This is a genomic window from Bradyrhizobium sp. cir1, assembly GCF_014198245.1.
Taxonomy (GTDB): Bacteria; Pseudomonadota; Alphaproteobacteria; order Rhizobiales; family Xanthobacteraceae; genus Bradyrhizobium.
In genome coordinates this window covers 1-14,142 of sequence record NZ_JACIHE010000053.1, presented here as the reverse complement: position 1 = coordinate 14,142, position 14,142 = coordinate 1, and the positions used below count along the sequence as shown (strand labels likewise).

The window sequence follows — 14,142 nt, the reverse complement described above, 5'->3', positions numbered from 1 at the left end:
GCCGACGTCGTCGTTGCCTCCAATCCCGAATTCCTGCGTGAGGGCGCGGCGATCCGCGACTTCAAGTTCCCCGACCGCGTCGTCGTCGGCACCTCCGACGAGCGCGGCCGCAAGGTGATGGGCGACATCTATCGCCCGTTGTCGCTGAACCAGGCGCCGCTGATGTTTACCGCGCGCCGCACCGCGGAGATGATCAAATACGCCGCGAACGCGTTCCTGGCGACCAAGATCACCTTCATCAACGAGATCGCCGATCTCTCCGAAAAGGTCGGCGCCAATGTGCAGGAGGTCGCGCGCGGCATTGGCCTCGACAACCGCATCGGCACCAAATTCCTGCATGCCGGCCCCGGCTTCGGCGGCTCATGCTTCCCGAAGGACACCAAGGCGCTGATCAAGATCGCGCAGGACTACGACGTTTCCTTGCGCATCGTCGAATCCGTGCTGGCGGTCAACGAGAACCGCAAGCGCGCGATGGCGCGGAAAGTGAGCCACGCGCTCGGCGGCTCCTTGCGCGGCAAGACCATCGCCGTGCTCGGCCTCACCTTCAAGCCCGACACCGACGACATGCGTGATGCGCCGTCGATTCCGCTGGTCACGGGCCTGATCGATATGGGCGCGAAGGTGAAGGCCTTCGATCCCGTCGGCATGGAGCAGGCCAAGGGTGAGCTGCCCAGCATCACCTATTGCGAGGACGCCTATTCCTGCGCGCAAGGCGCCGATGCGCTGGTCATCGTTACCGAGTGGGTGCAGTTCCGCGCGCTCGATCTCGACCGGCTGAAGGCAACCATGGCACAGCCTGTCGTCGTCGACCTCCGCAACATCTACCGCCCCGAAGAGATGACGGCCGCCGGCTTCATCTACGAGAGCGTCGGGCGCTCGTCGCAGGCTTAGCAGCCGGCCTAAATGGTTCGAGACGCCCGCTTTGGCGGGCTCCTCACCATGAGGGTTGGATATCTCGCCGCAAAAGTGACCTCATCCTGAGGGCCCGCCATAGGCGGGCGTCTCGAAGGATGGCGGCGGGCCAAACTCCAATGGGATTTGATGCGGCCGTATCAGGCCGCCGCGCTTTGGCCCGTCAGCCTCGCTGCCGCCATGGAGACTGTCATGACCGACGACACCCACACGATCCGCAGCGGCGGGCTGACCGCGACCGTCAAGGCGCAAGGCGCCGAAATGTGCTCGCTGAGGAGCGACACCGGCGTCGAATTCGTCTGGCAGGCCGAACCGGCCTGGCCGCGCCATGCGCCGCTGCTGTTTCCGATCGTCGGTCGTCTCGCCAATGACGAATTGCGGCACAAGGGCAAGACCTACCGGATGACCCAGCACGGCTTTGCGCGCGACAGCCGCTTCCGGTGGGCGGAGCGCGGCGAAAACCGCTGTGTCCTGGTGCTCGAAGACAACGAGACGACGCGCGCGCTCTATCCGTTCGTGTTCCGCCTGACGGCCACCTATACGATCGACCAGGCCGGTCTCGACCTCTCGCTCACCGTCGCGAACACCGGCAGCGAGACATTGCCGGCTTCGCTCGGCGGCCATCCCGCCTTCAACTGGCCGCTTCGACCCGGCGTGCCCAAGGAAAGCTACGCGCTCACCTTTGCGAAAGCAGAGTCGTCGCCCGTCCGCCGTCTCGACGGCGGCTTGCTGCGTGCGGCAGCGGAGGCAACGCCCGTCAAAGGCACAGTGCTGCAACTGTCCGAATCCCTGTTCGTCGACGACGCCATCATCTTCGACCGGATCGAGAGCAACGCGGTCCGCTTTGCCGCAGGCGAGGACGCATCGAGCGCGCCCTGGCTCAAAATGTCATGGCGCGGCTTTCGCGAACTCGGCGTCTGGTCGAAACCGTCGGGCGCGCCGTTCCTCTGCATCGAGCCCTGGCGCGGCCATGCCAGTCCCGCCGGCTTCGACGGCGAGTTCAGCGACAAGCCCGGCCTGATGCATATCGCTCCCGGCGCGGAAGAGCGATTGTCGTTTCGGATCGAGGTCGCATCGTCCTGAGAGCGACGGGCAGCGAGGCAAGCCGCACCAGGCCGCCGGAGGCAGGGGCGTTCAGCGTGTGGCCGTCGCAGAGGCGGCGATGCCAAGCCGCATGGCTGAGCTGCCGGAGCCCGCGGTCGTCAGGCGGTGCGCGAGATCCTGCGCGCGCCGCTCGACCAGATGCCAGGTCGTGAGCGCGACGAGATAGCTGAGCGCGGCGGTGACGGCATAGGCGATGAGCAGCGAGACCAGCCCGTCCGCGAGCGGCCAGATCTGGCGCAGGCCGTAGATCACGGCGAAATGCGACAGGTACATCGAATAGGAATTGCGGCCGAGCGCCTCGATCGGCGACCAGTGGATCGCCAGGCGAATGCAGCCGGCCACCAGCGCGCCGAGCACGAGGTTGATCATCAGATAGTTGAACTCGTGCGAACCGGTGGCGCGATCGGCGATGAAGGACAGCGCGATGAAGGCGACGAGGATTGCAGCATCCGATTTGGCGAAGCCGTCGCGCAGTGCGAAGAACAGCGCGCAGCCGACGAGGAACACCGGAAGCTGGTTCAGGAAGCTGATATGCAGCGCGTTCCAGACGAACGCTTCGTTGCCCGGCCCGTAATAGGCGGAGAACAGCGCAAAGGCGAACGGCTTGAACAAGCAGACATTGACGAGATGCAGCGCGATCGCCAGCACGAGATAGAGGTGGCGGCGCGCGCCGAACGCGGTGATCAGGAGCGGAAAGAGGAGGTAGAACGTCATCTCCGCGGCGATCGACCAGTCGCCCGGCACGACGCTGTTGACGCTGTCCGGCCAGAAGCCGTGCAGGAACGTCGCCGTCAGGATCACCTGGAGCGGCCCGATGCCGTTGGGTGCGTTGGTACTTGGGTCGGTGCCGTTGACGAGCAGATAGAGCGGGATCGCGAGCCAGAACAGCGGCGCGATGCGCAAGAAGCGCCGGATGTAGAATTTGCGCGTCGGATTGGTTTCGGTGCGCTGCGTCCACATCAGGCACATCGTCATGGCGCTGACGAAGTAGAACACGTTGACGCCGGTCCAGCCGCACATGAAGGCGAAGTCGACGGCGCGGATATGCGATGGAAAAGACTGTGAAACGTGGATCGCCATCACGCCGACGATGGCAAGGCCGCGCAGGAAGTCGAGGCTGTGCGAACGGCCGAAAGGCGTTGCGGCTTTCTCGGTTCGACCGGCAATCGGCCGGGGCTGCCCCTGCATCACGCCTGCTCCTTCGGTTTGCATCTGCAGGCGGGACCATAGAGGCGCTGCCGGCCTTCCCGAAGCCGAAGGCATTCTTTACGTTAACGGAGCCGGGCGAGGGGATCGCGATGTGAGCCGGCGCCGCGGCGCTCGCACGGACCATGCCGAGGCGATGGTGCGCCGGATGAGAAGTGTGGGGTAATTCATACTTAATACGGCGGGATCGTGACCAATATTGTTTGGGCAGTACAATACGCCTAGTATTGGTCAGGCAATTTCGGGGGCTCGAACCAGCTGTGAATGTTCGTTCACATGACAATGTGTTGCGCGACGGCGCGACTTTTCAGGCCGGGTCGCACGCACACAGGACATCCAACATCGTGGCTGATTCCGCTTGTCAGGAGATACGTCCCGCAGGCCGCGAGCGGCTGATCGTGGTCGAGGACGATCCGGTGACGCGGACGATGCTGGTCGGCTATTTCAACGACAACAATTTCGACGTGGTCGGCGCCGGCTCCTGTGCGGAGTGCCGTCAGGCGCTGCGCGCGCGCACCGATCTCGTCTTTCTCGACGTGCAGCTGCCCGACGGCGACGGTTTCGAGCTCGCCAAGGAGATCCAGGCGACCAGCAACGCGGGCATCATCTTCGTGACCCGCCGCGACACCGATGTGGATCGCATCCTCGGCCTCGAGATCGCCGGCGATCACTACGTCACCAAGCCGATCAATTTACGCGACCTGCTCGCGCGTGCGCGCAGCGTGCTGCGGCGGCGCTCGATCGACCGCAAGGCGGCGCGCAACCACAATTCGATCGCGTTCGGCGACTGGATCATCGACCTGACGCGGCGCGAGCTGCTCGGCGCCGACGGCAAGCCGGTGGCGCTGACCCGCGCCGAATTCGACCTGCTAGCCGCGCTGGTCGGCGCCGACGGCAGGCCGCTCAGCCGCGACTATCTGATCGAGGTCGTCAGCAACCGCCAGGCCGAGGTCGACATCCGCACTGTCGATGCGCTGGTGGCGCGGCTGCGCCGCAAGCTCGTCGGTAGCGGCACGCCCGTCATCGCGACGGTCACCGGCGTCGGCTACAAGCTCGCGCTCAGTGAGCGCCTCTAGCGCCTACCGCGCGCGGGCGCTCTGGTCTGTCGATGTCTTCGGCGCAGGCCCGGCCAGGTGGTCGTCGACCGCATAGAGCGTGCAGGCCGTCGACCATTTCACGCAGGCGGCGAGCGAATCGCGCTGGGCGTCGTCGGCGGTCATGCGCCCCGAACGCCAGCCGTAGCCTCCGTTCGGCGACACCGCAAACGCCTTGTGCGGCAGCGTGCTGGCGAGATAGCGCGCGAATTCGGCGAGCGCGGCCTCGTTGAGCTGGCCCGGCGGCGGCAGCGGATCGGGCGGGCTCAGGATGTCATGGTTCAGCCCGCGCTCGCGCAGGAACGCGTTCAGATAGTCCGTCCATTGCGGGCGGCCGGCCACGGAATAGAGATAGTGTCCATCGTCGCCGTAGGCCGGAGCTGCGACGAACTTGGCGGTGCCGCCATTGCCGCGAAAGCCGTCATAGAGCCGGCGCGCGAGATCGGGGCCGAAATACGAATCGTTGCTGGCATAGACCCATAGCATCGGCACCCGCGAGGTCTTGCCGAAGGTGGCAAAGGCCTGCACCAGCCCATCCTCGTGGCAGACGTCGTCGTCGTCGCGCGAGCCGCGGCCGCCGGCAAAGCTGATCGCGGCGACGAGGCCGCTTGGTGCCTGCGCCGTCAGCGCGACGGTAGCGAGCCCGCCGGCAGAATGGCCCGCCGCGATCATGCCTGATGTCGTGACGTCGGTCCGCCTTGCCATCGCATCGATCGCCGCGCGCAAATCGGCGACCGCGACCGCTGCTGCCGGCAGATAGGCGGCATTGGCGCAGCCGCCGACGCTGTCGACGCGCCCGCCGGGCGAGGTGCCGTAGCCGCGCCGCATCACGATCAGCGCGGCAAAGCCGCGCCGGGCATATTCCAGCGCGATGCCGTAATATTTGTGCGCCGACATCGTCGCGCGCTCGTCGAACTTGCGCGGCGAGCCGTGGCTGAGCAGCGCCAGCGGATAGCGCTTCGTGCCCGCCGGGCGCACCAGGAGCGCCTCCAGCCCCTGCGGCCCCGCCTCCGCCATCGGGATGCGCAGATCCTCGGTGTAGAACTCGGCGGCGTTGGCGCGCACAGCTAGCCCCGCGATGGCGAGCAGGATGAGCACGGGCAGATGCCAGCGCACCAAATCCATGGGTGTGGATGATTCTCCGTGGCCGCGCGGATCATAACAGAACCGCATGACCCGGCGAACTCATCCTGATCTCATCGCTTAGCGACCGCTCATTTCAGCGTCTGAAGATAGGCGATGACATTGGCCCGATCCGTGGGGCTCGGCAGCCCCTTGAAGAACATCTTGACGCCGTGGACGTCGCCGCGGGGGTCGGCGAGGTAGGCATCCAGCGCCGTTGGCGTCCATGCCGCCTTGTTGGCCTTCATGGCATCAGAATAGGCGAAGTCCGGAACGGCGGCGGGCTTGCGGTCGACGACATTCCAGAGGCTTGGGCCGACCTTGTTCACCCCGATCGCCACCGCGTGGCAGTTCTCGCAGGTTCGCTGGAAGACGGTCTTGCCCGCGGCGGCATCGCCCTCTGCGGCGGAGGCGGACGGTGTGGCCAGCGACGACGTGGCCAGGGCCAGCACGAGCGTGAAGATCAAACGTCCAGTCATCTTGAGTTTACTCCCCCAAGGCAATCAGCGAGGAATCAGCCAAGGGATCGGCGGGCTGATCCTGCAAATCCCGGCTTTCGTTGATCAAACGGCAAGCAGCGTGCCCCACGCCACGCGGCGGCGTCTTTGTCCTGAATCAACCGAAATCCGGGACCAAAGTACGAGGAGCGCCATGCGTCATCGCCATGGATCATCCTGAGCCGGATGCGCGTTGTCGGTTGATCTTTGACCGGAGTGTGTCGGGCCGGTCACTTGCGCCGGTCCGGCAATCGGCTTGGCGATGCGCCGGCCGATGGTATGGTGTTCTAGAGCGTTTTCCAGCGAAGTGGATGCGGAAAAAGCTCCAGGCTGTCGTTTGAAGGCACGGAGAGTTGCAGTGGCAGAAGTCGATCCCGCGGCGGGTAAGCCGGTTGCGCCGAGCGCGCTCGCCAACGTTCCAAGGCTGGTGACGGCCTATTTCGCCAACAAGCCCGATCCGGGCGATCCGGCGCAGCGGGTGGCGTTCGGCACCTCCGGCCATCGCGGCACCTCGTTCAAGAACACGTTCAACGAGGGCCACATCCTCGCAACGACGCAGGCGATTTGCGACTACCGCAAGGAGAAGGGGCTGACCGGCCCGCTCTTCATCGGCATCGACACCCACGCGCTGGCCGAGCCGGCGCTGGTGAGCGCCGTCGAGGTGTTCGCCGCCAACGGCGTCGACATCATGATCGACAAGGACGGCGGCTACACTCCGACGCCTGTGATCTCGCACGCGATCCTGACCTACAACAAGGACCGCACCTCGGGCCTCGCCGACGGCGTCGTCATCACGCCCTCGCACAACCCGCCGGAAGACGGCGGCTACAAATACAATCCGCCGCATGGCGGCCCCGCCGATACCGACGTCACCGGGGTGGTCGAGAAGCGCGCCAACGCCTATCTCGCCGACGGGCTGAAGGGCGTGCGGCGCATGGACTACGCGAAGGCGCGCAAGGCTGCGAACGTGCATGCCTACGACTTCATCACGCCCTATGTCGCCGACCTCGGCAATGTCGTCGATCTCGACCTCGTCAAATCCGCCGGCATCAAGATCGGCATCGATCCGCTCGGCGGCGCTGCCGTGCATTACTGGCATCCGATCATCGAACGCTATGGCCTCAAGGCCACCATCGTGAACGAGGCGATCGACCCGACCTTCCGTTTCATGACCGTGGACTGGGACGGCAAGATCCGCATGGACTGCTCCTCGCCCTACGCGATGGCGAGCCTGATCGGCATGCGCGACCGTTTCGATGTCGCCTTTGCCAACGACACCGACGCGGACCGGCACGGTATCGTCACGCGTACTGGTGGCCTGATGAATCCGAACCATTATCTGGCGACCGCGATCTCTTATCTGTTCGCGCACCGCCCGGACTGGGGCAAGAGTGCTGCGATCGGCAAGACCGTGGTGTCGAGCTCGATCATCGATCGCGTCGCCAAGAAGCTCGGCCGCAAGCTGGTGGAGACGCCGGTCGGCTTCAAATGGTTCGTCGATGGCCTCGTCAGCGGCGGTTTTGGTTTCGGCGGGGAGGAGAGTGCGGGCGCTTCATTCCTCAGGCGCGACGGCACGGTGTGGACCACCGACAAGGACGGGATCATCCTCGGCCTGCTCGCCGCCGAGATCATGGCCAAGACCGGCCGCGATCCCAGCCAGCTGTTCAATGACCTCACCGCCGAGCTCGGCGTGCCGCACTATGCGCGCATCGACGTCGCCGCGACCGGGCCGCAGAAGAACATCCTGAAGTCGGTCACGCCCGAGCAGCTCGGCCTGAAGGATCTCGCCGGCGATCCGGTTCGCTCGACGCTGAGCAAGGCGCCGGGCAACGGCCAGCCGTTCGGCGGCATCAAGGTCGAAACCGATTTCGGCTGGTTCGCCGCAAGGCCGTCCGGCACCGAGGATGTCTACAAGATCTATGCGGAAAGCTTCCGCAGCACCGAGCACCTGAAGCGGATTCAGGAAGAGGCTCAGGCCGGCCTGGCGAAGGTGTTCGGGGCGTAGCTGCCGAGCCCGCGCCCTCACTGCTCCTCCAAGCAAGGGTTCGCCGTATCAACAGGTGTCATCACCCGCGAAAGCGGGTGATCCAGTACGCCGCGGCGGAAGTTGTGCGCACCCAATATCTGCCGCGGCGTACTGGATTCCCCGCCTTCGCGGGGAATGACAATGGATGATATGTATACATATTAGAACATACAGGTATTATATTACGTCATTTATGGCCTTGAATCTTTCTGTCTCCCCGCTATTGTATACATAACGAATACATAAGCCGTGGGAGTGAGACCGATGACAAAACCCTTCCCCATGAACGCCTGGTACGCCGCCGCCTGGGATGCGGAGGTGAAGCCGGCGCTGCTGCCGCGGACGATCTGCGGCAAGCACATCGTGATGTACCGGAAGGCCGACGGCTCGGTGGCCGCGCTGGAGGATGCCTGCTGGCATCGCCTGGTGCCGCTGTCCAAGGGCCGGCTCGAGGGCGACACCGTCGTCTGCGGCTATCACGGCCTGAAATACAATGCGCAGGGCCGCTGCACCTTCATGCCCTCGCAGGACACCATCAACCCATCGGCCTGCGTGCGCGCCTATCCCGTCGTCGAGCGCCATCGCTACATCTGGCTCTGGATGGGCGATCCCGCGCTGGCCGATCCCGCGCTTGTGCCCGACATGCACTGGAACGACGATCCGGCCTGGGCCGGCGACGGCAAGACCATCCACGTCAATTGCGACTACCGCCTCGTGCTCGACAATCTCATGGACCTCACCCACGAGACCTTTGTGCACGGCTCCTCCATCGGTAACGATGCGGTGGCGGAAGCACCGTTCGATGTCACCCATGGCGAAAAGACTGTCACGGTGACGCGCTGGATGCACGGCATCGAGCCGCCGCCGTTCTGGGCCAAGCAGCTTGGCAAATCGGGCCTGGTCGACCGCTGGCAGATCATCCGCTTCGAGGCGCCGTGCACCATCGCGATCGACGTCGGCGTGGCACCGACCGGCACCGGCGCGCCGGAAGGCGACCGCTCGCAGGGCGTCAACGGTTTCGTGCTCAACACCATCACGCCGGAGACCGAGAAAACCTGTCACTATTTCTGGGCCTTCGTGCGCAACTATCGCCTGGGCGAGCAGCGCATCACCACTGAGATCCGCGAGGGCGTCTCCGGCATCTTCCGCGAGGACGAGCTGATCCTGGAAGCGCAGCAGCGCGCCATGGACGAGAACCCCGATCGCGTCTTCTACAACCTCAACATCGACGCCGGCGCGATGTGGTCGCGCAAGCTGATCGACAAGATGGTGGCGAAGGAAAATCCGCCGCCGCGCCTTCAGGCCGCGGAGTAGGGACATGGCCGAGCGTGAGGTCGACCGCTCCATCTCGCAGACCGTGAAGGCACAGCTCGCGCTGCGCGACCAGATCCTGTCGGGCTCCTTACGCCCCGGCGAGCGCATCTCCGAGCTGCAGGCGGTGGAGACGACGGGCGCCTCACGCACCCCGGTGCGCATGGCGCTGGTGCGGCTCGAGGAGGAGGGGCTCCTTGAGGGGATTCCCTCCGGCGGCTTCATGGTGAAGGCATTCTCGGAGCGCGACATCTCCGATTCCATCGAGCTGCGCGGCACGCTGGAAGGCCTGGCTGCGCGCTTTGCCGCCGAACGCGGCGTCTCTGCGCGCGAGCTCGAACCGCTGAAGGAATGCCTCGGCGCCATCGACGAATTGTTGCGCCAGGTCCCGATCTCGGTCGATGCCTTCTCGTCCTATGTCACCCTCAACGCACGCTTCCATGCGGTGCTCACGGAACTGTCGCGCAGCCCGCCGCTGATCCGGCAGATCGACCGCGCCTCCGCACTGCCGTTCGCATCGCCAAGCGGCTTCGTGATGGCGCAGTCGGCGCTGCCCGAGGCGCAGCAGATCCTGATCATCGGTCAGGAGCACCACCGCGTCGTGATCGACGCCATCGAGAACCGCGAAGGCGCGCGCGCCGAAGCCATCATGCGCGAGCATGCACGGCTTGCGGTTCGCAACTTGAGGCTTGCGCTGCGCAACCGGACCCATCTCGACCTCCTGCCGGCGCTCGCGCTGATCAAGACCGCAACCGACTGAGGGCAGTCACCATGCGCTTCATCGAAACCTGGACCCCGGCAACGCTCGTCTCGACGCGAGACCTTGCGCCCGGCATCCGCGAATTCCTGATCCGTCCCGATCAGTTCGACGGTGCGGCCTATCCGGTCGGCAGCCATATCAACGTCAGCGTCACCATCGACGGCCAGCCGGAGACGCGGTCCTATTCGCTGGTCGGCGAGGCCTCTTCGCACGGCCTTCGAATTGCGGTGCGCCGCGCCGAGGATTCCCGTGGCGGCTCGCGCTACATGTGGTCCTTGCAGCCGGGCGCGCGGCTCGACATCACCCAACCCGCCTCGCTGCTTGCAGTCGATTGGGCGCGGGAAAATTATTGCCTGATCGCCGGCGGCATCGGCATCACCCCGATCCTCGGCGCAGCGCAGGCGCTGGCGCGGCGCGGGGCAAACGTCACGCTGCACTATGCCGTGCGCTCGCGCACTGAGGCCGCCTATCTCGACGATCTCGCCGCAATGCTCGGTGATCGTCTTGTTGTCCATGCCAGCGATGAAGGCCAGCGGCTCGATCTCGATGCGCTGTTCGCCTCATTGCCGCAAGGCGCGCTGGCCCTGTTCTGCGGCCCGATGCGGATGCTCGATGCCGCGCGTCACGCCTGGATCGGCGCCGGCCATCCGCTCGCCGATCTCCGTTACGAGACCTTCGGCTCCAGCGGCACGCTGCCGACCGAGACGTTTCGCGTGCGCCTGAAGGGAGCCGGCGTCGAGCTTGAAATCCCGCGCGAGCGCTCGATGCTGGACGTGCTCAACGCCAGCGGCCACGAGGTGATGTACGATTGCAAGCGCGGCGAATGCGGCCTCTGCGCCATCGACGTGGTCGAGGTCGACGGCGAGATCGACCATCGCGACGTCTTCTTCAGCGACCACCAGAAAGAGAGCAACCAGAAGATCTGCGCCTGCGTCTCCCGCGCGCGCGGCACCATCACCGTGGACACGCTGCTGCGGGCGGATGCGGTCTGAGGCGCCTGTGGGGCCTTCATGGTTCGCCCGGCGATGCGGAGCATCGTCCGGAGACGCGCCTTCGGCGCTCCTCACCATGAGGATCCACCAGTCTTTCCGCGAAAACAGACCTCATCCTGAGGAGCCCGCCAGAAGCGGGCGTCTCGAAGGATGGCCGCAGGGGGCAGCTACGCCGCGTAAATCGCCCGGTACTTCTTCGTATTCAGCAGCGCCAGCACGCTATCGGCCGACACCGGCCGGCTGATGAGATAGCCCTGCACCTCGTCGCAACTGACCTGGCGCAGATATTCGAGCTGGTCGGCGGTCTCGACGCCCTCGGCGACGACGGCGATGTTGAGGTCGCGCGCCAGCGAGATCACCGACTTCACGATCGCGGCGCAGTCCGGCTGCACCAGCATGTCGCGGATGAAGGACTGGTCGATCTTGATCCGGCTGAACGGCAGCTTGCGCAGGTAGGTCAGCGATGAGAAGCCGGTGCCGAAATCGTCGAGCGCCACGGTGACGCCGAGTTGCAGCAGCGCGTTCAGGATCGACGCGGCCGAGCCGTATTTCGACAGCAGCATCGATTCCGTGATCTCGATCTCGAACCGGCAGGGAGAGACCTTCGCATCGGCGAGGGCCTGCACGATGGTATGGAGGATGGCCGTGTCGTGAAACTGCGACGCGGAGAAATTCACGGCGACCCTGATGTCCTCGGGCCAGTCCGCCAGCGTCGCGCAGGCGCGCCGGATCACCCATTCGCCGATCTCGTGGATCAGCCCGGTCTCCTCGGCGATTCCGATGAACTCGCTCGGCGGCACCAGTCCGCGCGATGGATGCTGCCAGCGCAGCAGCGCCTCGAAGCCGGTGATGCGGTTCTCGTCGAGATCGAGGAACGGCTGGAACACGAGGAACAGCTCGTCCCGCGCAATGGCACCCTCGAGGTCCGCCTGCAGCGCCTTGCGGTCGCGGGACAGCCTGTCGTCGGCTTGCTCGAAGAAGCAGACGGTGCCCGGCCCCGCCTTCTTGGCGCGATAGAGCGCAGCGTCCGCGTTCTTCATGATGTCGAGCGCCATGTTGCCGTCGCGAGGAGCCAGCACGATGCCGACGCTGGTCGCGCCGACGATCTGGCGGCCCTCGATCTGGAACGGTTCGTCGAAGGCCACAACGAAGCGCTCGGCGATCTCGAGCGCATCCTCGGGCCGCGCCAGATTGGCCATCACCAGCGCGAACTCGTCGCCGCCGATGCGCGCGACGTGCTCGGCCGCGCGGGTGCAGCGCTGCAGGCGGCCTGCGACCTGCACCAGGAATTCGTCGCCGGCGGGATGGCCGAACTTGTCGTTGACCTCCTTGAAGCGATCGAGATCGAGCAGCAGCACCGCGAACTCCTCGCCCGACAGCGCAAGGCGCTTCAGCGCGGCATCGAGCGTCTCGTTGAAGGCGAAGCGGTTGGGCAGGTGCGTCAGCGGATCCTGCCGCACCGTGCGCTCCGCCTCGATCTGCCGCATCACGCGACGCGCGAACGAGAACGAATTGACGAACACGCCGCGCAGCAGCACGCTGCCATAGACCACGACGAGGAAGGCGATCAGCAGGAAGGCGAGGTCGCCGTTCCTGCCGAGGCAGATTGCGATGCCGACGAAGATCGGGGCCGTGAAGGCGATGGCCGCGATCGGGATCGTGGCGAAGGCGAGTGCGCCGCCGGCCAGCATTCCCGAGCACAGGCAGGTGATGACGAGCTGGCCGCCGGTCGAGGCATTGGCGAAGAAGGCGACCGGGACGATGCCCCAGGCCGCCCCGAGCAGAAAGGCGTTGCGCACCAGCCGATGCATGGCGCGCTGCGAGACGAAGTGCGGCTTGGTGATGCGGCGCGCGGCGCGGGATTGCACGCCGAATGCGATCGCCGCGGCCGCGACCGTGCCCGCCCAGATCAGGGCGAACGTCCTGTCGGGCGAGGCCCACAGCGCGATGGCCAGCACGATGGCGTTGCAGGCATTGGCGAGCATGATGCCGACCGAATAGCCGAGCACCAGCGACATCTGTTCGGCGCGGATGTGGCCCGCCACGGCGTCGTCCGTTGCGGGACCGCCGAACGCCGACAGATCGCCGGCGAACAGCCGCGCGAAATAGGTGGTCAGTTGAGTCCGCATTCAAGAGCCTAGCAGCAGGGCCGTTTCTCCAGCTCGATCCGGAGAATTCGCTGCAAACCTTTGACGAACTATGAATTATCCATGCTTGCGGCTGGCCTTGCGATCACTTCTAGGTGCCGATGCATTGGTATCGATAACAAATCGATACAAATGCGATGCCCTGCGTTATCGCTGTAACGGAAGGAAGAATGTTCGCTACCAGTTCCGTTGTCATGCCCCGGCTTGACCGGGGCATCCAGTACGCCGCGGCCTGTCGGTTCAATCACAGCTGTCTCGGAGTACTGGATCGTCCGGTCAAGCCGGGCGATGACAGCAGTGCTCGGGGCTTCACCGCCCCAATTGCTTCGGATCGTAATAGAACCGTTCCTCGATCAGCTCATCGCCCCGCCAGGTCTGCCACGCAATCTCATCCAGCGTTCGGATGACGCCTTCGGCATTGGCGAAGCTGAAAACCCAGCGCGTGGCGACATGGTCGCCCTCGATCATGCTCGGCCCGATGCGAACGGCCTTGACCTCCCTGAACGCGGCCAGCACGCCGCGCTCTTTTGCTGCCAGCTTGTCCCGCCCGACTGTCGGCGCGGCGTTGTTCTCGTAGGTCGCGGCATCGGGCGCATAGAATTGCTCGATCGCCCCGACGAAGTCCCATCCCCCAGCCGCTTCGCAAAGGCTTCGACGATCTCACGGCTCGGCATGGCGCTCCTCGCGAGTAAAACCGACCAATAGTCGGTAAATACCGACCGATAGTCGAAAAGTCAACTGGCCCTCACTGCTCCTCCTTCTCCCCTTGTGGGAGAAGGTGGCGCGAAGCGCCGGATGAGGGGTTGTTTCCGCGAATTCCATTGCGAGAGAGTCACGCGTGGATAGAGACCCCTCACCCGTCTCGCCGCTCCGCGGCGTGTCCAGCGGATGGATGGGTAACACAATAGACCGGATCGATAGGTGACAGTCGTTCATGGTTCGGTCCGCTGCGGCGCTGCGCTAGCGCAGCG

Annotated in this window: 11 protein-coding genes and 1 pseudogene; 7 read left to right on the top strand and 5 right to left on the bottom strand. The window is 65.2% G+C overall.

Annotated features, from left to right (window positions below; translation table 11 throughout):
* On the top strand, positions 1 to 891 hold an 891-nt coding region (locus GGD63_RS39685; protein WP_183250623.1), incomplete at its 5' end, for a UDP-glucose/GDP-mannose dehydrogenase family protein.
* A gap of 213 nt (positions 892 to 1,104) precedes the next feature.
* Positions 1,105 to 1,995 carry an aldose 1-epimerase family protein gene (locus GGD63_RS39680; protein WP_183250622.1) on the top strand — a complete coding sequence of 297 codons (891 nt, stop codon included), beginning with the start codon at positions 1,105 to 1,107 and terminating at the stop codon, positions 1,993 to 1,995.
* A 51-nt stretch (positions 1,996 to 2,046) separates the two neighbouring features.
* Here GGD63_RS39680 and GGD63_RS39675 read toward each other — a convergent pair whose 3' ends face one another.
* On the bottom strand, positions 2,047 to 3,204 hold the full coding sequence (locus tag GGD63_RS39675) for an acyltransferase (RefSeq protein ID WP_183250621.1): 1,158 nt from the start codon (positions 3,202 to 3,204) through the stop codon (positions 2,047 to 2,049).
* A gap of 278 nt (positions 3,205 to 3,482) precedes the next feature.
* Here GGD63_RS39675 and GGD63_RS39670 point away from each other — a divergent pair, with 278 nt between their 5' ends.
* A complete protein-coding gene (locus GGD63_RS39670) occupies positions 3,483 to 4,298 on the top strand; it encodes a response regulator transcription factor (RefSeq protein ID WP_183250620.1) in 816 nt (271 codons plus the stop codon).
* A gap of 3 nt (positions 4,299 to 4,301) precedes the next feature.
* On the opposite strand, the gene GGD63_RS39665 is transcribed toward GGD63_RS39670, so the two are convergent.
* Positions 4,302 to 5,441: a S9 family peptidase gene (locus tag GGD63_RS39665; RefSeq protein WP_183250619.1), complete on the bottom strand. Its 1,140-nt coding sequence runs from the start codon at positions 5,439 to 5,441 to the stop codon at positions 4,302 to 4,304.
* Between the two features lie 89 nt (positions 5,442 to 5,530).
* Positions 5,531 to 5,917 (bottom strand): cytochrome c family protein, encoded by a 387-nt coding sequence (locus GGD63_RS39660; RefSeq protein ID WP_183250618.1) that lies wholly within the window; start codon positions 5,915 to 5,917, stop codon positions 5,531 to 5,533.
* A gap of 376 nt (positions 5,918 to 6,293) precedes the next feature.
* Between GGD63_RS39660 and pgm the strand changes: the two genes are divergently transcribed.
* The 4 genes from pgm to GGD63_RS39640 all read left to right on the top strand — a co-directional run bounded on the left by pgm (position 6,294) and on the right by GGD63_RS39640 (position 11,024).
* Positions 6,294 to 7,940, top strand: coding sequence for a phosphoglucomutase (alpha-D-glucose-1,6-bisphosphate-dependent) (gene pgm, locus GGD63_RS39655; RefSeq protein WP_183250617.1), 1,647 nt, complete (start codon positions 6,294 to 6,296; stop codon positions 7,938 to 7,940).
* 285 nt (positions 7,941 to 8,225) lie between these two features.
* Positions 8,226 to 9,275: an aromatic ring-hydroxylating dioxygenase subunit alpha gene (locus GGD63_RS39650; protein ID WP_183250616.1), complete on the top strand. Its 1,050-nt coding sequence runs from the start codon at positions 8,226 to 8,228 to the stop codon at positions 9,273 to 9,275.
* A gap of 4 nt (positions 9,276 to 9,279) precedes the next feature.
* Positions 9,280 to 10,032 carry a GntR family transcriptional regulator gene (locus tag GGD63_RS39645; RefSeq protein WP_183250615.1) on the top strand — a complete coding sequence of 251 codons (753 nt, stop codon included), beginning with the start codon at positions 9,280 to 9,282 and terminating at the stop codon, positions 10,030 to 10,032.
* Between the two features lie 11 nt (positions 10,033 to 10,043).
* A complete protein-coding gene (locus tag GGD63_RS39640; RefSeq protein ID WP_183250614.1) occupies positions 10,044 to 11,024 on the top strand; it encodes a PDR/VanB family oxidoreductase in 981 nt (326 codons plus the stop codon).
* Positions 11,025 to 11,191: 167 nt separating this feature from the next.
* On the opposite strand, the gene GGD63_RS39635 is transcribed toward GGD63_RS39640, so the two are convergent.
* A complete protein-coding gene (locus tag GGD63_RS39635; RefSeq protein ID WP_183250613.1) occupies positions 11,192 to 13,153 on the bottom strand; it encodes a bifunctional diguanylate cyclase/phosphodiesterase in 1,962 nt (653 codons plus the stop codon).
* Positions 13,154 to 13,480: 327 nt separating this feature from the next.
* Positions 13,481 to 13,845 (bottom strand): annotated as a pseudogene (locus GGD63_RS39630) (nuclear transport factor 2 family protein).
* Positions 13,846 to 14,142: the final 297 nt, after the last annotated feature.

Bases quoted from the DNA above. Each gene is read 5' to 3' on its own strand.
- GGD63_RS39680 (WP_183250622.1), top strand. From the start codon at position 1,105: ATGACCGACGACACCCACACGATCCGCAGCGGCGGGCTGACCGCGACC.
- GGD63_RS39675 (WP_183250621.1), bottom strand. From the start codon at position 3,204: ATGCAGGGGCAGCCCCGGCCGATTGCCGGTCGAACCGAGAAAGCCGCA.
- GGD63_RS39665 (WP_183250619.1), bottom strand. From the start codon at position 5,441: ATGGATTTGGTGCGCTGGCATCTGCCCGTGCTCATCCTGCTCGCCATC.
- GGD63_RS39660 (WP_183250618.1), bottom strand. From the start codon at position 5,917: ATGACTGGACGTTTGATCTTCACGCTCGTGCTGGCCCTGGCCACGTCG.
- GGD63_RS39650 (WP_183250616.1), top strand. From the start codon at position 8,226: ATGACAAAACCCTTCCCCATGAACGCCTGGTACGCCGCCGCCTGGGAT.
- GGD63_RS39645 (WP_183250615.1), top strand. From the start codon at position 9,280: ATGGCCGAGCGTGAGGTCGACCGCTCCATCTCGCAGACCGTGAAGGCA.
- GGD63_RS39640 (WP_183250614.1), top strand. From the start codon at position 10,044: ATGCGCTTCATCGAAACCTGGACCCCGGCAACGCTCGTCTCGACGCGA.
- GGD63_RS39635 (WP_183250613.1), bottom strand. From the start codon at position 13,153: ATGCGGACTCAACTGACCACCTATTTCGCGCGGCTGTTCGCCGGCGAT.